The organism is Streptomyces sp. NPDC090077 (assembly GCF_044747545.1).
Classification (GTDB): Bacteria; Actinomycetota; Actinomycetes; order Streptomycetales; family Streptomycetaceae; genus Streptomyces.
This window is the reverse complement of the sequence record NZ_JBIVEG010000008.1, coordinates 265,993-282,135: the sequence shown is the minus strand read 5'-3', so window position 1 is coordinate 282,135 and position 16,143 is coordinate 265,993. Positions and strand designations below refer to the sequence as shown.

Below are 16,143 nucleotides of genomic sequence, written 5' to 3'. Positions count from 1 at the left end.
CCGGTTGTTTACTGCTGGTGGGGGGCAAGGGAGAGGAGGCCGAGGCCGTAAGCCTGGCCCTGGCCGATGCCGCAGGTGACGGCAGTGCGGAGGGCGTCGGGGTCGGTGATGGTCGCGATTCCGTCGAACGCGGTGGCGGTGAGGGTGATGGTGCCGGCCTCGCGGCGTGCGCTGATCTTGGGGAGGGGGGTGTCGATGACGAGGTCGAGGTGGAGGCCGCTGGTCTGCGCGGTGCGGGTCCACCAGGCGTTGATGGTGTCCGTGGTTGCGGGCAGGCGGACGCCGCGGCGTTTGGCGGTCTGGCGGGCGGCGCGGTCGAGGAAGGCGTCGCGGATCTCGGTGGCCTGGGCGTAGGTTTTGCCGGCCTTGATGGCGGCTTCGGCGCGGCGGTCGGCTTCCTGCTGAAGAAGTTGGGGGTCGCGGGTGGTGGTGACGGGGTTGGCGTGGATGCGGTAGCGGACGGTGCGGCCGGTGGTGATCCAGTCGAGGACGGGGGTGGCGTCGCGTTGGGCGGCGTCGAGGGCGTATCCGGTGGGGAGGCGGTCGGGGTGGAGGGGGGTGGTGGCCTGGATGAGGAGGGTGGCGCCGTCGGGACCGTGTTCGAGGCGGTGGAGGAGGCTGGCGTCGCGGCGGGCGGTGGGGTTGCCGTCCTCGCGGTCGATGAGGTTCATGACGGTGCGGTGCATCTCGGCCGGGTTGCGGACGTCGCGGTGGACGTCTCGTGAGGCGGGGTTGAGGCGGATGCGGGCCAGGGTCAGGCAGGTGGTGGTCATCGGGCGTTCTCCAGGGGGCGGCTACGGCCGTAGTGGTCGGCGAGCGTGGTGAGCCAGGTGGTGCCGAGGCCGCCGTTGGGTGCGGGGATGGTGCGGTGCTGTTCCCAGATTCGGCGGGGGGTCCAGGCCCGGTGGCGGCCGTGGATTGGCTGGTCGTTGTGCTGGGTGCTGGCCGGGGTGTCGGGGGTGGGTGGGGTGTCGTAGGTGAAGAGGATCTGCTGGTCTGCGGCGTCGGCCCGGTGAAGGGGGATGTGGTCGAGGTCGTCGACGGCGGTGGCGGTGCGGGCCAGGAGGATGGGTGTGTCGGGCAGGCAGGAGCGTCGTCCGAGGTAGGGGGTCCACACCGGGTGGGTGAGGGCGTGCTCGGCGGTGTCGATGACGGGGGTGGGGCCGGTGAGGGCGAGGGTGAAGGCGGCGTCGGCCAGGTAGTAGCGGGTCGAGACGATGGGTGCGTCGCGGGTGCCGCCGTCTGCGGCGGCCAGGCCGTGTACGGGGTCGTGGTTGCCGCCGACGGTGTGGAAGTCGGCCAGGAGGGTGCCGGGCCGGTCGGTGCGGATGGTGTAGCGGAGCTGGTCGAGGTCGCTGTTGTCGGCGTCGCGTTCGCGGCCGGCGCAGCAGGCGATCAGTCCGGTGAGGGCGGAGCGGGTGGGCTGGCGGTAGGTGGGGCGGACGCCTGCCTGTGCGGGGCCGCCCCAGGCCTGGAGGCCGGAGAGGTGGAGGATCAGGCCGTCGCTCATGCGCGGGCCTTGTCGATGGTGGCGAGGAGGGTGGCCACGAACTCGTCGAGGCTGTCGATGCGTTCGCCGAGGTGGGTGAAGGTCTGGTCGTCGGCGAGGGTGAGGTGGGCGTGGCCGGCGATGCGGTTGGTGCCGAGGAAGCGGTGGTGGGCACCGGCGTGGGCGTCGAGGCGGGCCATGCTGGCGGTGAGGTAGCCGCCGGTCGCGGTGGCGGGGACGGGCTCCTCGAAGGCGCCGGCGAGGTTGACGGGCCGGTCGGTGCGGACGGCTGCGTACATGAGGTGGGGCAGGGTGTGGGGGGCTGTGCCGGAGACCTTGCCGACGTTGCGGGGGGCGCACGCGGCGCGGAGGAACGCTTCGACGGTGTCGCGGGCGGTGATGTGGTCGCCGTCGAGGTTGTCGATGAGTTTGGTGACGTTGAGGGTGGAGTAGCGGTACAGGGTGGTGCTGTTGTAGCGCTGTTCGCCCATGTGGCCGACGCCGGAGGCTTCGCCGAGTTCCTTGATCATGTCGTCGACGGCGGTGAAGGAGTCGATCTGGGTGGTGATCGCGTGGGTGGACAGGGCGTGCGCGGTCTGGATGGCGGACTCGATGATGGAGCCGGGCTCGTTGACGAGCATGCGGCCGTAGGCGGCGACGATCGCGTTGCGGGTCCGCAGGATGCGCAGCACGTGCTCCTTGGTGAGGAAGCCGCCCTTGCCGCTGATCTTCTTGGCCTCGGCAGTGAGGACCTTGGTGCGGCTGGTGTCCTCGGCGGGTTCGCCGCCGTCGGTCTCGGCCTCGTCGTCCGTCGGCTTCTTCTTCGTTTCCTTGGCGAGGGCGGTGTGCGCGGCGGTGATGTGTGGGGCGAAGGCGTCGCGGTGGTGGTGGGCGAGGTCGGCGAGTTCGGTGATCGCGGCCGCGGGCAGGAACAGCAGGGCGTTGGTGCCGCCGCTGTTGGTGATGCCGAGGCCGCCGACGCCGCTGGCGAGGATCAGCATCTGCACGGCGGTCAGGGCCTCGCCGGGATCCCAGCCGCGTCCGGTGAGGTCCTTCGCGGCTTCCAGGGTGGTGGTACGGGTGCGGTAGGCCTGGACGCCGAGCATGTCCTGGGCGGCGATGCGGTGGTGGTACTTCTGGTGCTGGGATGACTCCCGGCTGCGGAGTACGCCTCCGACTAGGGCGGTTTTCGGGGATCCGTTGCGGTCGCGGTTGGTGGAGGCATACGGCGTGGACTGGAGCTGGATGACGTCCAGGTAGAGGGCGGCAGGCAGGCTCATGCTGGTCACTTGGAGGTCTCCTCGTTGCTGCGGGTGTTGTGGAAGGCGCGGGCCCAGTCCAGGCGGACCTGCGCGGACTGGTCGCGCCAGCGCAGCAGGTCGGCAAGGAGGAGGGTCCAGGTGATCGGGATGCTCGCGGAGCGCAGGCGAGCCACGACGGCGGGGATCTCCCGCAGCAGGGTGGTCTGATCCAGTTCGGCGAGGTAGCCGAGGGTCCCGGTGGCGTTGTCCTGGTTCATCACGCCGCGGTGGGCAGCGGTGGCGAAGGACCAGCCGAGGTTGTGCCAGGGCTTGAACAAGGCCGGTGCCGGCAGCGTCGTGGTCGACGACATGCGGGGGTTGGGGGCGTCGTACACGGCGTACAGGGCAGCGACCAGGAGGTGCGGCAGCTCGGCGGCCGCGGTGGCGGGCGGCCGGTAGCCGGCGGCCATGAGGTGCGTGTAGAGGGGCCAGCGGGACTGCCCGGAGTTACCGGTGGGGTGTTCGAGGTCGGCGAGGACGATGTTCAGGCCGCGCCGCATGTCGGAGCGTCCCGCCGGGGTGGCGCAGGCAGCGCGCACGACGTGCATGAAGGAACCACGGCCGTCCGCGGCCGGGCCGTCGGCGGACGCGGGTGTGGGGGTGTCGGGGGTGGTGGTCATCGGGACGCTCCTCGCAGGCTCGTCTTACGCGGCCGGGTTTCGGGCTGGGTGATGCGGCCGTCGCGAAGGGCAAGACCGATCCGCAGCCACTTGCGGTGCTCGGCGACCGGCAGGAATCCCTCGCTCGTGGCGGCCACGTCGGCGGTCACCTCGTCGTAGACGGCGAGCGTCATCCCGGTCAGCACGGCAGCTGGGTCGGTGACCGTGGCGACGGCAGTCCAGAACACCCGGTCCGCGCGGTCCCAGAACAGGGTGCGTGCCGCCTCCACCCACGGGGACTCCTTCGCCCCCGGGTCAAGCCGGCGCCACGCCGCGCGCAGCTGCCGGGCCATGTGGGCTTCGGCGTACTCGCTGTCCTGACGTCCGACCGCCACGATCCGGGCCCGCTGCGGATTCAGGGCGGGCAGGCAGGCCGCGAGGGTTTCGGGGGTGGTGGCGGTGTAGGCGATCGAATCGCCCATCTCCCGCTTGTCCTGCTCGTAGCCCACGGCCCGTACCCGGACCGGCCCGAGCGCGGTGAACGCCTCGGGGGGAAGCTGGGCGTAGACATCGATCCACGCCGGCCGGCGCATGCCAGGTGGGGCTTTCACGGACGGGTCGGTCGCGGCGATCAGCGCGTCGAAGTCCCGCAGCATGCCCCGGCGGTGCGAAGCCTGCACAGGCCCGCCCTTCTCACGGTCGAGGACGAACGGGTCCCGGGCGGCGGGCAGGTCCTCCACGGCGCCCCAGGCAACCCAGCACTGCGACACCGTGTCGCCCTCAACCTGGACCAGAACGTGGTGCGCGGCCCGCGACGTGAGCAGGCTGACCGGACCGGCCGGGACAGGCGGCGCGAGCGGATCGGCCGGGGCCTCTGCCTCCCACGGCGCGAGGTCCTGCCCGTCACCGGACGGCCATACCGACCAGGGTGGGCACGACAGCAGCGCCGAAAGGAACAGGTTCGAGCACTCGGGGAAGTACGAGACCAGCGACCGGTAGGGGCCGGCCTTCATCGACTTCGAGTTCACCGTGCCGTGCTTGCGCTGCGCGCCCATCCCGCAGGGCCCGTATCCGCGCCACAGCAGGATCCCCTCGAACGCGGTGACCAGGTCCATCGGCGTGTCCTGAGGTGTGTCGTTCCACCAGACGGCGTTGTTGCCGGAGGTCCGGTCGAAGTGGAGCTTGCCCGGTGGGCCCTGCTTCGAGCACTCCTCGGCGAGTGCGGGGTGCTGGAGGAACGGCCTGTCGGGATCCGCGAGGTCGAACACGTGCCGGCTGAAGTACGCCTCGACCTGCCCCCGGTCGAGATGGCCGGCTGCGAGGAGCACGTCGAAGCGGTCCTCCCACTCCTCTTGGCCGCCGTGGTCCAGGCCGCCAATCCGAGCGACGAGCGCGGCAACTAATCGCCGCAGCACCGCTTCCGCACCCGGGTTGACCGGCGTGTAGGCGTCCAGGAGGTGCAGTCCGGCTAACAGCGACACCAGGTCCACCGTCACCTGGCCGCCCGGCACCCCGCCGGGGAATGCTGCCGCGGTCTCGTCCGGGTCGGCATCCGTACGAACACGGACCTGGACCCTCGGCATCTGTCGAGTGATCTCACCCATGACGGTTTTACTCCTCTCTCTGAGGTCGTCAACAACCGCACACGCAGGCCTAGTTACCGATGGACGCTCTGCGCATGGAGGCGACGTTAAAGAGTTGGGTGGTAATCAACCAACCCATGGCCAGGGAAGCACAGTTCGGAGTTCGCAGATCTAACTTGTCCACGCTAAACGGAGGGTCTGACAACGGATCCACCCAAGGCCGCAGGAGCCGCATCCGGGCACGACACCCGTCGCCGCACTTCAAACGTCGACGGGTCGACGCCGCTCCCCCAGTGACGCTCTCGCGGATCGGAGAGGTCCGGACAGCAGAGCCAGTACCGGTCGGCCATCGCCGCCAACGCGCAGCGTGGACGCAGAGGCCGGCAAGGTCGGAACATCGCCTCGCGCGACGCACCTGACGAACGCCGTCAGGCGGCGGAACTGCAGACCCGATCCGCGCCGAATGCCGGAGTTCGACACTGCGTAACCAGCACCGAACCAGCACGGGACGGGCTGCGAGGTGGGATGACGTGGGGTTTTGGTCAGCACCGAACCAGCACGGGAGTCAGCACCGCCCTTCTAAAACGTGCGTAATTCTGCAAATCTGACACCATGTGGAGGGGTGCCCTCCGGGGGCGAAAATGAGCCAGCGGTGGTCGTGTGGTGCTGCGGCACACAAGCCGGCCGGTGAATGTGATGGTTCGCCACATATGACGCTGACCTGGGGACTTCTACGTTGTGGCGACACCCGACGTCCCCGCAGACACCCTGGAAGTGGTGCACATGGTCTCCCCCGCAGCGAGCAGAACGAGTCCGTCCGGCATACGCAGGATCGTCGCCGCCAGTCTCGTCGGGACCACCATCGAGTGGTACGACTTCTTCCTCTACGGTTCCGCCGCCGCCCTCGTGTTCAACACGTTGTTCTTTCCGTCCAGCGACCCCCTCGTCGGGACCCTCCTCGCGTTCCTCACCTACGCCGTCGGCTTCGCCGCGCGGCCGCTCGGCGGGGTGGTGTTCGGGCATTACGGGGACCGGATCGGGCGGAAGCGGCTGCTCGTGGTGAGTCTGCTGCTGATGGGCGGGGCCACCTTCGCGATCGGGCTGTTGCCGACGCACGCCGCCGTCGGCGGGGCCGCGCCCGTGCTGTTGACCGTGCTGCGGCTGGTGCAGGGGTTCGCGCTCGGGGGTGAGTGGGGCGGGGCGGTGCTGCTGGTCGCCGAGCACGGGGACGACCGGAGCCGGGGGTTCTGGGCTTCGTGGCCGCAGGCCGGTGCGCCCGGCGGGAACCTGCTGGCCACCGGGGTGCTGGCGCTGCTGGCCGCCGTCCAGTCCGACGAGGCGTTCCTGGCGTGGGGGTGGCGGGTGCCGTTCCTGTTGTCCGGGGTGCTGGTGGGCGTCGGGCTGTGGATACGGGTCTCGGTGTCGGAGTCGCCGGCGTTCCTGGAGGCGCGGGCCCGGGCCGAGGCCGAGGAGGCGGCGGGGGTCCGGCAGCGGCCGCCGGTGGTGGAGGTGCTGCGGTCGGGCCGGCGCGGGGTGCTCACCGCGATCGGGGTGCGCCTCGGGGAGAACGTGTCCTACTACGTGCTGACGGCCTTTCTGCTGGTGTACGTGACGGTGCACCTGCACCTGCCGAAGGGGGACGCGCTGAACGCCGTGCTGATCGGGTCGGCGGTGCACTTCGTGACGATCCCGCTGTGGGGCGCGCTGTCGGACCGGATCGGGCGGCGCGCGGTGACCCTGGTGGGGTCGGTCGGGATGGCGGGCTGGGCGTTCGCCTTCTTCGCCCTGCTGGACTCGCGCTCCTTCCCGGTGATCGCCGCCGCGGTCACCGCCGGGCTGCTGCTGCACGGGGCGATGTACGGGCCCCAGGCGGCGTTCATCTCGGAGATGTTCGACACCCGCGTCCGCTACTCGGGGGCCTCCATGGGGTCCCAGGTCGCCTCCATCATCGGCGGCGCCCTGGCCCCGATCATCGCCGTGGAGCTGCTCAAGGAGTACGGGTCCTCCGTGCCGGTCTCCGTCTACCTGTGCGCGGCCGCGCTCGTCACGACGGTGACCGCGCTCGTCGCCCGGGAGACCCGCGGCCGCAGCCTGGACCCGGCCGCCCGTACGGCGGCGCCCGTCCCCGTCAAGGGCTGACCGGGGCCCGGTGGGGTCCGCGCCCGTATGCTCACCGGCGTGACCACCGTGACGGAAGGCATACGGGAGCTGCTCGGCCTGCTGGCCCGGGGGGCTCCGGCGGAGGAGTTCGCGCGGCCCGCGGCGGCCGCGCGCGCCGCCGGGCTCTCCGGGGCCGAACTGGCCGCGCTCGACGAGGCGGCGGGGGTGGCGCTGGAGGTCCACCGCACGCTGGGCCGGTACCGCACCCGCGAGGCGGAGCTGACCGCGCTGTTCGACACCGCCGGTGACCTGGCCGCGCTGCGCGACCTGGACGCGGTGCTGCGGGCCATCACGCACCGCGCCAAGCAGCTGCTGCACACGGACGTCACGTACCTGTCGCTGATCGACGAGGCGGCGGGCGACACGTTCATGCGGGTGACGGAGGGGTCGGTGTCGGCCGCGTTCCAGCAGCTGCGCCTCGGGATGGGCGAGGGGCTGGGCGGGCTCGTCGCCCAGACCGCCCGCCCGTACGCCACCGGGGACTACCAGGGCGATCCGCGCTTCCGGCACACCGGACCCATCGACCACGCGGTCGGCGAGGAGGACCTGCACGCCATCCTCGGGGTCCCGCTGCGGCTGGGGCCGAAGGTGATCGGGGTGCTCTTCGCCGCCGACCGCAGCCCGCGCGGGTTCAGCCCGCGCGAGGTGGCGCTGCTGTCCTCGCTCGCCGACCACGCCGCGATCGCCATCGACGGGGCCCGGCTGCTGGAGGAGACCCGGCGGGCCCTGGCCGAACTGGGCGCCGCGTCCCGGACCATCCAGGAGAACAGCGACGCGCTGCGCCGGGCCGAGCGGGCGCACGACCGGCTGACGGGTCTGGTGCTGCGCGGCGGGGACGTCGCCGAGGTGGCGGCCGCGATCGGCGCGCTGCTGGAGGGAGGCACCCTGGTGCACGACGCCGACGGTGCGGAGCTGGCCCGTGCGGGGGCCGCTCCCTGCCCGCCGCCGGCCGGGGCCGTGGCGGCCTCCCGGGCCGGGGGCCGGGCCGTCGCGGAGGGCGGCACCTGGGTGTGCGCCGTACTGGCGGGGCCGGAACTCCTGGGCAGCATCACGCTGACCGGCCGGCCGGGACTGGACGAGGCGGGGCGGCGCCTGTTCGAGCGTGCGGCGACGGTCACGGCCCTGCTGCTGCTCCTGGGCCGTTCGGTGGCGCAGACCGAGGACCGGGTCCGGGGGGAGCTGCTCGGGGACCTGCTGGGGCCGTCCGCCGATCCGGGGAGCCTCGCCGTGCGGGCCCGCCGGCTGGGCGTGGACCTGGCCCGCCCACACGCCCTGTTCGTCCTGCACAGCGACACCGTGCCGCGGCCGCGCCTGCTCGCGGCCGCCGCGCACCGGGCGCGCGAGCGCCGGGGCCTGGCGGGGGTCCACCACGACCACGCCGTGCTGCTGGCCCCGTCGGAGGCCGTCGGCGAGGACGCGGCCCGGCTGGCCGCGGCCCTCGGGCGGAGCGTGGGGGCGCCGGTCACGGTGGGTGCGGCGGGGGCCGGTGACGGTCCGGGCGGGCTTCCGGAGGCGCACGCGGAGGCGTTGCGCTGCCTGTCGACGCTGCGTGCGCTGGGCCGTGCCGGCGACGGGAGCACCCTGGCCGGTCTCGGGTTCCTCGGGGTGCTGCTGGGCGACCGGGCCGACCTGTCGGGCTTCGTCCGGACCGTGCTCGGGCCGGTGCTGGACTACGACGCGCGGCGCGGGAGCGACCTCGTGGGGACGCTGCGGGTCTGGTTCGCGACGGGCATGAGCCCGGTGCGGGCGAAGGAGGCCCTGCACGTCCACGTGAACACGGTGGTGCAGCGCCTGGACCGGGTGGGCCGTCTCCTCGGCCCCGACTGGCAGTCCCCGGACCGCTGCCTGGAGCTCCAACTCGCCCTGCGCCTGCACCAGGTGTCGGCGGCCGCGGCTCCGGGGCCGGTTTCCTCCTGACCGCGGCGGCCGCCGTTTGACAGGGCCGCACCCTCAGCTCATGATTCCATTACTCATCTAGTGGATTCACTGAAAAGGGGGAGGCGGTGCGGAGCATGACCACTTCCGGCACGGCTGACGGCCGATGGGCCCTGGAGGCGCGCGGCCTGGGCAAGAGGTACCGGCGGGGCTGGGCCCTCCGGGACTGCTCCTTCCGGATACCCGCCGGCCGGGTCACCGCCCTGGTGGGGCCCAACGGAGCGGGCAAGAGCACCCTGTTGAGCCTGGCGGCCGGTCTCGCGCAGCCCTCGGCCGGCGACCTGAGCATCTTCGGGATCCCGGCGGGCTCCCGCGCCTGCATGCCGCTGTGGGCCTATCTCGCGCAGGACAAGCCGCTGTTCAAGCGGTTCACGGTGGCCCAGACCCTGCGGCTGGGCCAGGAGCTCAACCCGGCCTGGGACCAGGAGGTGGCCGAACGGATCGTCCGCGGGGGCATGGTCCCGCCGGACGCCCGCGTGGGGGACCTGTCGGGCGGCCAGCGCACCCGCGTGGCCTTCGCGCTGGCCTTCGGCAAGCGTCCCGACCTGCTGCTGCTGGACGAGCCGATGGCCGATCTGGATCCGGTGGCGCGGGACGAGATGGGGGCCCTGCTGCTGTCCGAGGCCGCCGAGCACGGGACCACCGTCGTGATGTCCTCCCACCTGCTGAGCGAGATCGAGCCGATGTGCGACTACGTCCTCGTGCTCGCCGACGGCCGGGTCCGGATGGCCGGGGAGGCCGACGAGCTGGTCCCCATGCACACCCTGGTCACCGGCGTGAGCACGGAGGCCGGGCTGCCCGCCTCCCTGTACGACCACACGGTCGTCGAGGTGCGGACCTCCGGGCGCCACTTCACCGCGCTGGTGCGCCGCCAGGGCCCGCTGGACGAGGCGTGGCAGCAGGCGGAGCCCAGCATGGAGGAAGTGCTGCTCTCCTACCTCCGCTCCCCCGGGGCGCCCGCGCTGCTCTCGCCCACCGCCGCCCCGCTGCACCGAGAGGAGTGCGCGGCATGAGCGCACCGACCGCGGGCGCGTCCCGACCCGCCACCACGCCCGCCCGCCCGCGCCGGCTGCGCGGGCTCGCCTGGCTGCTGACGCGCCAGCACCGCACCGCCGTGCTGATCTGCGCCGCCCTGACGGTCGGCGGAGCGGCCTGGATCCTCTTCGAGCGCGCCGCGATGCTGGACGCCCTGCACGCCGCCGGCTGGCCCGCCACGTCCCCCCGCGCCGTCGACCAGGCCGTGCGCGACCGGGCCGCGAACGGCCTGGAGTCCGCCGGCAGCATGCTCGCCCTCCTCCCCGTCCTGTTCGGCGTCCTGCTCGGCGCCCCGCTGGTGGCCGACGACCGGGAGCACGGGACGGCGCGGCTGATCGCCACCCAGTCCGTCCCGCGCGTCCGCTGGCTGCTGTGGAAGCTGTGCTTCGCCTTGACCCTGGCGGCGGTGCCGACGGCGGTCCTGAGCCTGCTCTACTCCTGGTGGCTGGAGTCCGTGGGCGACCTCGCCCCCGGCAACTGGCTGGCCGGCCCGGCGTTCGGGGCCACCGGCCCGGTCCTGGTGGCCTCGGCCCTGTTCTGCACCGCGCTCGGCATCACGATCGGGGCGGTGGCCGGCCGGTCGCTGACGTCCATGGTGGCGACGTTCTTCGCCTCGGGCGCCGCCCTCTTCGCGGCGGAGCTGCTCAGGGAGCGGCTCGCCACGCCCCGGACGCTGGCCTATCCGCTGAGTGCCGACCCGCCCGCCGCGCTCGAGCACGTGGTGCAGGTGGACCAGTGGGTCGGGACCGCCTCCGGCAAGCTCTACGGCTGGAGCACCTGTGTGCACGACAGCGCGCCGGAGGCCTGCCGGGCCTCGCTCGGCATCGTCAACTCGGTCTGGGAGTACTTCGGTCCCGACCAGATGGCGGGCATGCAGTGGACCGCGGCCGGGATCTTCCTTGGGCCGACCGTGCTGCTGGTGGGTGCGTTCCTGCGCTGGGCGCGGCACTCGGCGCTCTGAACCGGACCGCTCCGGCGGAGAACCGGACCACCCCGGCGGACGGCCTAGGCTGGAACGTCACCCCGGAGCCCGGAACCCCGGAACCCCGAAGGACCGAGAAGCAGCAAGGAGGCGGGCACGGTGGTCGTGTTTCGCATCGAACGCCGCAGCGGCCTGCCCGCCTACCTCCAGATCGTGCAGCAGGTGGAGCAGGCCCTGCGGATGGGGGCGCTGGCCGAGGGCGACAAGCTGCCGACGGCGGCACAGGTCGCCGCGACCACGAAGGTCAATCCCAACACCACGCTGAAGGCCTACCGGGAGCTGGAGCGCTCCGGGCTGGTCGAGGTGCGCCAGGGGTCCGGCACGTTCATCACCCGCTCGCTGGCCACCCCGCAGACGGCGCCGGAGTCGCCGCTGCGCCGGGGCCTCGGGGAGTGGATGCGCGAGGCGCGCGAGCAGGGGCTGAGCGCCCGCGACGTGTCGACGCTCTTCGGCGCGGTGTTCGGCGAGCACTACCCACCCAGCCCCTGAACCTTTCATTCGTTGCAGGATCGTGAATACGATCTTTCATATCAAGATAAAAGGCAGATCCGTGCCTACTGTTCAGAGGTACCTCGCTTGACGCGTTCTTCTACCTCTGGATCCCACGATGTCTGCTGTCGCACCGCGCCGCCGCCGCACCGCCCTCGCCCTCACCACCACCGCGACCGCCCTCGCGCTGCTCGTCTCCGGCTGCGGGTTCGCGGGCTCGGAGGGCAAGCGCATCCGGGTCGGCGTCTCGGGGGACTCCCCCGAGTGGGACGTCCTCGCCAAGGAGGCCAAGAAGCAGGGCCTCACCGTCGAGACGGTGGTCTTCGACGACTACTCGCTGCCCAACAAGGCGCTCGCCGTCGGCGACATCGAGCTCAACGCCTTCCAGCACCTGGTCTTCCTCGCCCAGTCCAACACCGAGAACAAGACCGACATCTCCCCCGTCGCCGCGACCACGGTGGTGCCCCTCGGCCTCTACTCCGGCAAGCACAAGCAGCTCGCCGACCTCCCCGACGGGGCCTCGGTCACCCTGCCCAACGACCCCGCCAACCAGGGCCGGGGACTGCGCGTCCTGGAACAGGCCAAGGTCATCGAGCTGAAGCAGGACGCCGGGCTCTTCGCCACCCCCGACGACATCACCGCCAACCCCAAGCACATCAAGATCACCCCGGTGAACGCCCAGCAGACCCCGCGCACCCTCAAGGACGCGGACGCCGCGATCATCAACGACGGGGTCGCCGAACTCGCCGGCATCGACGCCAAGACCGCCCTCTTCAAGGACGACCCGGCGAGCCCTCAGTCCGTCCCGTACCTCAACGTCATCGCCGCCCGCGCGGACCGCAAGGACGACCCGGACTACGCGAAGATCGTGGAGCTGTACGCCTCCCAGGCCGTCCAGGACGAGGTCCGCCGCACCAGCAACGGCACCGCCCACCACATCGACCTGCCCGCCCAGGAGCTCCGGGCCGAGCTGGCCCGCATCACGAAGCAGCTGGCGAAGTGAGCCCGGCAGCCTCCGCGCACCCGGCGGCGGCCCGCCGCCCGGCGGTCGAGTTCCGCTCCGTGCGCAAGGAGTTCCCGGGCGGGGCCGTCGCCGTGGACGACGTCAGCCTGACCGTGCAGGAGGGCACCGTCTTCGGGGTCGTCGGCCACAGCGGGGCCGGCAAGTCCACCCTGCTGCGCCTGGTCAACGGCCTGGAGGAACCCACCTCGGGCAGCGTCCTGGTGGACGGCCAGGACCTCGCCGTCCTCGGCGAGCGCGGGCTGCGGCCCGTACGCCGGGAGATCGGCATGGTCTTCCAGCAGTTCAACCTCTTCCGCTCCCGCACCGTCCTCGGCAACGTCCTCTACCCGCTGCGCCTGGCCGGCCTGGACCGCGCCGCCGCCCGGGCGCGCGCCGAGGAGACCCTGGAGTTCGTCGGGCTGTCCGGGCACGGCGGGCGCTACCCCGAACAGCTCTCCGGCGGGCAGCGGCAGCGGGTGGGCATCGCCCGCGCCCTCGCCACCCGCCCCAAGGTACTGCTGTGCGACGAGGCCACGTCCGCCCTCGACCCGCAGACCACCGGCGAGGTACTGGCCCTGCTCCGCCGGGTCAACCGCGAACTGGGCGTCACCATCGTCCTGATCACCCACGAGATGGAGGTCGTGCGCAGCCTCTGCGACCGGGTGGCGGTCATGGAGGACGGCCGCGTGGTGGAGAGCGGCGAGGTGTACGAGGTCTTCGCGCGCCCGCAGCACCCCACCACGGCCGCCTTCGTCCGCTCGGCGCTGCACGCCGAACCGGACGGCCCGCTCCTGGAGCGGCTGCGCGCCCGCCATCCGGGGCGGCTCGTGACGGTACCCGTCGTCGACGGCGTACCGGTCATGGAGGGCCTCTCCCCGCTGCTGCGCGAGCACGGGGTCGACTTCGCCTTCGTCCACGGCGGGGTGGGCGAGGTCCGCGGACGCCCGCTGGGCAGCGTGACCATCGAGCTGCGCGGCGAGCGGGCGGCGGTCGACGCCGTCGAAGCGGGGCTGGCCGCGTCCGGCCGCCGGAAGGCGGGTGTGCGGTGAAGGCCGACTGGAGCACCTTCTGGCCGAAGGTCCTCGACGCGACCGGCGAGACCGTCTACATGGTGCTGATCACCCTCGCGCTGTCCAGCGTGGGCGGACTGGCCGTCGGGCTCGCCCTCTACGCCACGCGCAAGGGCGGCGTCCTGCCGAACCGGGTGGTGCACGCCGTGCTCGGCACGTTCATCAACGTCATCCGGCCGATCCCGTTCATCATCGCGATCGTGGCCCTCGCGCCCGTCACCCGGGCGGTGGTCGGCACCATGATCGGCACCGATGCCGCGATCTTCCCGATGACGGTCGTGGCCACCTTCGGGATCGCCCGGATCGTGGAGTCCAACCTGCTGGCCGTGGAGCCGGGCGTGGTCGAGGCGGCCCGTTCGATGGGGGCCGGGCCGCTGCGGATCCTGCTCACGGTGCTGGTGCCGGAGGCCCTCGGGCCGCTGGTGCTCGGCCTGACCTTCATGCTCGTCGCGCTGATCGACTTCTCCGCGGTGGCGGGCACGGTCGGCGGCGGCGGGGTGGGCAACCTGGCCATGACGTACGGGTACCTGCGCTTCGATACATCCGTGATGGTGGTGACCGTACTCGTGCTGATCGTGCTGGTGCAGTCGGCCCAGTTCCTGGGCGACCGCCTCTCGCGCCGGATCCTCAGGCGCTGACCCCCTCCGGATCGAACGGCGGCGCCCCCCTGCACCCAGGGGGACGCCGCCGGCCGGTCAGTAGGTGTAGCTCAGGCCCGACTTGTACGGGGTCAGCGTCCGCTGGCTCACCACACCGCGGTACGTGTACCAGCCCCACTTCTTGCACATCGTCTGGTAGCTGAGGGTGTTGTACGCCCCCGAACCCACGCGGACGCGCGGGTAGATGACGTTGTCCCCCCAGTCCCCTTCGGCCGGGCCGCTCGAATAGGCGTCCACCCCCCAGTACACGCCGACGACGGAGCCGCCGGCCGGACAGTTCCAGCTGCCGAAGTTGACCCAGACGTTCCCTCCCGTCCAGGCACTGGCGGGAGCGGCGCTCAGGCCGACGGCCCCGAGCGCCAGCAGCGAACCCGTCAGCACCGCACGGGACTTACGCAGCAGTGATCCACGCATGTGACCTCCCCGGTCACGGCCGGGCGCCTCCGCACCCCTGCCGTGCGCAGCAGGCTGCCACACAGGTCACAGGATTGTCTGACTTTCGATCCAATCAGCCAAAAGTCGAACTATTGGATGACATAAGCCTGTTCGGACGACGGGTTCTCGCGGCCCGGCTCCCGGGGCCGCAGCGCGCCGGCGGCGAGGGCCGCGAAGGCACAGCAGGCCACCGGGAGCAGCAGGGCCGCGCCGAGCGGTACGAGGCGGGTCAGCGGGCCGATCACCGCGGGTCCGGCGAGCATGCCGAGGTAGCCGAGGCCCGCGACCCGGGCGACGTTGACCCCGGCCGCCGCCGGGTCCGCGCGGCCGGCGGCGCTGAAGAGCTGCGGGACGCAGCCGGAGAGGCCCGCGCCGAAGAGGGTCCAGCCGGCGAGGGCGGCGGGAACGGCGGGCGCGGCCACGGCCAGGGCCAGGCCGGCCGCGGCGAGGGCGGCGCCGTACCGCAGGACCGCGACGGGTCCGGTACGCGCCGCCAGGCGGTCGGCGAGGAGCCGCCCGGCGGTCATGGCGGTGGCGAAGGCCCCGTAGGCGAGGGCGGCGGTGGCGGCCGGCGCGCCGAGGGAGCCCTCCAGGTGGAGCGCGCTCCAGTCGTTGGCCACGCCCTCGCAGAGCATCAGCAGGAAGGCGAGTACGGCGAGCATCCGCACGCGCGGGGCGGCCCGGCGCTCGCGGCGCCCGGACCCCTCGCCGGCCGGTTCCGGGTCCGGTGCGGGGTCGGGTTCCAGGAGGCCGGGGGCGGCGAGGAGCGCGAGGACCAGGCCGCCGAGGGCGGCGGTCCCGAGGGTGGCGGCGGCCGGGAGGCCGAGGCCCAGGGCGGCGGCGCCGGCCAGGGCGGCGAGGGCGCCGCCGACGGAGAAGACGGCGTGGAAGGCCGACATGACGGGGCGTCCGTAGCCGCGTTCCACCTGGACGGCGTGCGCGTTCATGGCAACGTCGAGGCAGCCGTTGCCGAAGCCGAGCAGCACCAGCGCGGCGCCCAGTGCGGGTGCGCCGCCCGCCCAGGCGGGCGGTACCAGGGCGAGCGCGCAGAGGGCGGCGCCGGCGGGGACGGTCACGGGCGCGCCGAAGCGGTCGGTGAGCGGTCCGGCGACCCGCATGCCGGCGAAGGCGCCGGCGCCGAGAAGGAGCAGGAGCCAGCCGAGGAGGGCGTGGTCGGCGCCGGTGCGCTGCTGCACCACCGGGATGTGCACGATCCACAGGCCCATGAGGAAGCCGTTGAGGGCGAAGTAGGCGAAGGTGGCCCGCCGCCCCTTGCGCAGGCGTGCGGTCGGGGGCGGCCCTGGGAGTCCGGGTCCGGGTGCGATTGACGGCATGCATTCGAACATAACAAACACCAGTCATGTTCGAAACTTGCCTTTCGAACATCATTAATGTTCAATTCG

At 72.5% G+C, this 16,143-nt stretch carries 15 protein-coding genes; 8 read left to right on the top strand and 7 right to left on the bottom strand.

The genetic code is table 11. From position 1 onward, the window contains the following. Window positions 1-8: 8 nt before the first annotated feature. The 5 genes from cas6e to ACIPW5_RS16845 are packed head-to-tail and all read right to left on the bottom strand — an operon-like array spanning window position 9 to window position 4,993. On the bottom strand, window positions 9-773 hold the full coding sequence (gene cas6e / locus ACIPW5_RS16865) for a type I-E CRISPR-associated protein Cas6/Cse3/CasE (protein WP_401245318.1): 765 nt from the start codon (window positions 771-773) through the stop codon (window positions 9-11). Beyond that, the gene (gene cas5e / locus ACIPW5_RS16860) at window positions 770-1,510 is read right to left on the bottom strand and encodes a type I-E CRISPR-associated protein Cas5/CasD (protein ID WP_401245316.1); all 741 of its coding nucleotides are present in this window, start codon (window positions 1,508-1,510) and stop codon (window positions 770-772) included. The genes cas6e and cas5e overlap by 4 nt, the downstream gene beginning before the upstream one ends. Continuing rightward, a complete protein-coding gene (locus ACIPW5_RS16855; protein ID WP_401245376.1) occupies window positions 1,507-2,769 on the bottom strand; it encodes a type I-E CRISPR-associated protein Cas7/Cse4/CasC in 1,263 nt (420 codons plus the stop codon). The genes cas5e and ACIPW5_RS16855 overlap by 4 nt, the downstream gene beginning before the upstream one ends. Before the next feature lie 5 nt (window positions 2,770-2,774). Then, the gene (casB, locus tag ACIPW5_RS16850; RefSeq protein ID WP_401245314.1) at window positions 2,775-3,410 is read right to left on the bottom strand and encodes a type I-E CRISPR-associated protein Cse2/CasB; all 636 of its coding nucleotides are present in this window, start codon (window positions 3,408-3,410) and stop codon (window positions 2,775-2,777) included. Then, window positions 3,407-4,993: a type I-E CRISPR-associated protein Cse1/CasA gene (locus ACIPW5_RS16845; protein ID WP_401245312.1), complete on the bottom strand. Its 1,587-nt coding sequence runs from the start codon at window positions 4,991-4,993 to the stop codon at window positions 3,407-3,409. The genes casB and ACIPW5_RS16845 overlap by 4 nt, the downstream gene beginning before the upstream one ends. Window positions 4,994-5,755: 762 nt before the next feature. Between ACIPW5_RS16845 and ACIPW5_RS16840 the strand changes: the two genes are divergently transcribed. The 8 genes from ACIPW5_RS16840 (at window position 5,756) to ACIPW5_RS16805 (ending at window position 14,284) form a co-directional block, all read left to right on the top strand. Then, window positions 5,756-7,111, top strand: a complete 1,356-nt coding sequence (locus ACIPW5_RS16840; RefSeq protein WP_401245374.1) for an MFS transporter — start codon at window positions 5,756-5,758, stop codon at window positions 7,109-7,111. A 27-nt stretch (window positions 7,112-7,138) separates the two neighbouring features. After that, the gene (locus tag ACIPW5_RS16835) at window positions 7,139-9,049 is read left to right on the top strand and encodes a helix-turn-helix domain-containing protein (RefSeq protein WP_401245311.1); all 1,911 of its coding nucleotides are present in this window, start codon (window positions 7,139-7,141) and stop codon (window positions 9,047-9,049) included. Window positions 9,050-9,135: 86 nt separating this feature from the next. Beyond that, on the top strand, window positions 9,136-10,080 hold the full coding sequence (locus tag ACIPW5_RS16830) for an ABC transporter ATP-binding protein (protein ID WP_401245309.1): 945 nt from the start codon (window positions 9,136-9,138) through the stop codon (window positions 10,078-10,080). After that, window positions 10,077-11,063, top strand: a complete 987-nt coding sequence (locus ACIPW5_RS16825) for an ABC transporter permease (protein ID WP_401245307.1) — start codon at window positions 10,077-10,079, stop codon at window positions 11,061-11,063. The genes ACIPW5_RS16830 and ACIPW5_RS16825 overlap by 4 nt, the downstream gene beginning before the upstream one ends. Before the next feature lie 120 nt (window positions 11,064-11,183). Continuing rightward, window positions 11,184-11,573: a GntR family transcriptional regulator gene (locus tag ACIPW5_RS16820; RefSeq protein WP_401245305.1), complete on the top strand. Its 390-nt coding sequence runs from the start codon at window positions 11,184-11,186 to the stop codon at window positions 11,571-11,573. Between the two features lie 118 nt (window positions 11,574-11,691). Then, window positions 11,692-12,576 carry a MetQ/NlpA family ABC transporter substrate-binding protein gene (locus ACIPW5_RS16815; RefSeq protein WP_401245303.1) on the top strand — a complete coding sequence of 295 codons (885 nt, stop codon included), beginning with the start codon at window positions 11,692-11,694 and terminating at the stop codon, window positions 12,574-12,576. Then, complete coding sequence (locus ACIPW5_RS16810; protein WP_401245302.1) at window positions 12,573-13,625, top strand: methionine ABC transporter ATP-binding protein; 1,053 nt, start codon at window positions 12,573-12,575, stop codon at window positions 13,623-13,625. Before ACIPW5_RS16815 ends, ACIPW5_RS16810 begins: the two co-directional genes overlap by 4 nt. Continuing rightward, window positions 13,622-14,284, top strand: coding sequence for a methionine ABC transporter permease (locus tag ACIPW5_RS16805; protein WP_401245300.1), 663 nt, complete (start codon window positions 13,622-13,624; stop codon window positions 14,282-14,284). Before ACIPW5_RS16810 ends, ACIPW5_RS16805 begins: the two co-directional genes overlap by 4 nt. Window positions 14,285-14,341: 57 nt before the next feature. Here the strand turns inward: ACIPW5_RS16805 and ACIPW5_RS16800 are convergent, their stop codons facing one another. Together ACIPW5_RS16800 and ACIPW5_RS16795 are read right to left on the bottom strand one after the other, a co-directional pair. Next, window positions 14,342-14,719: a hypothetical protein gene (locus ACIPW5_RS16800; RefSeq protein WP_401245298.1), complete on the bottom strand. Its 378-nt coding sequence runs from the start codon at window positions 14,717-14,719 to the stop codon at window positions 14,342-14,344. 110 nt (window positions 14,720-14,829) lie between these two features. Next, window positions 14,830-16,074: an MFS transporter gene (locus ACIPW5_RS16795; RefSeq protein ID WP_401245296.1), complete on the bottom strand. Its 1,245-nt coding sequence runs from the start codon at window positions 16,072-16,074 to the stop codon at window positions 14,830-14,832. Window positions 16,075-16,143: the final 69 nt, after the last annotated feature.

What these genes read in the sequence shown, in the direction of transcription:
- cas5e (WP_401245316.1), bottom strand. Translation starts at nt 1,510, where the DNA reads ATGAGCGACGGCCTGATCCTCCACCTCTCCGGCCTCCAGGCCTGGGGC.
- ACIPW5_RS16825 (WP_401245307.1), top strand. Translation starts at nt 10,077, where the DNA reads ATGAGCGCACCGACCGCGGGCGCGTCCCGACCCGCCACCACGCCCGCC.
- cas6e (WP_401245318.1), bottom strand. Translation starts at nt 773, where the DNA reads ATGACCACCACCTGCCTGACCCTGGCCCGCATCCGCCTCAACCCCGCC.
- ACIPW5_RS16845 (WP_401245312.1), bottom strand. Translation starts at nt 4,993, where the DNA reads ATGGGTGAGATCACTCGACAGATGCCGAGGGTCCAGGTCCGTGTTCGT.
- ACIPW5_RS16840 (WP_401245374.1), top strand. Translation starts at nt 5,756, where the DNA reads ATGGTCTCCCCCGCAGCGAGCAGAACGAGTCCGTCCGGCATACGCAGG.
- ACIPW5_RS16855 (WP_401245376.1), bottom strand. Translation starts at nt 2,769, where the DNA reads ATGAGCCTGCCTGCCGCCCTCTACCTGGACGTCATCCAGCTCCAGTCC.
- ACIPW5_RS16815 (WP_401245303.1), top strand. Translation starts at nt 11,692, where the DNA reads ATGTCTGCTGTCGCACCGCGCCGCCGCCGCACCGCCCTCGCCCTCACC.
- ACIPW5_RS16795 (WP_401245296.1), bottom strand. Translation starts at nt 16,074, where the DNA reads ATGCCGTCAATCGCACCCGGACCCGGACTCCCAGGGCCGCCCCCGACC.
- ACIPW5_RS16800 (WP_401245298.1), bottom strand. Translation starts at nt 14,719, where the DNA reads ATGCGTGGATCACTGCTGCGTAAGTCCCGTGCGGTGCTGACGGGTTCG.
- ACIPW5_RS16835 (WP_401245311.1), top strand. Translation starts at nt 7,139, where the DNA reads ATGCTCACCGGCGTGACCACCGTGACGGAAGGCATACGGGAGCTGCTC.
- casB (WP_401245314.1), bottom strand. Translation starts at nt 3,410, where the DNA reads ATGACCACCACCCCCGACACCCCCACACCCGCGTCCGCCGACGGCCCG.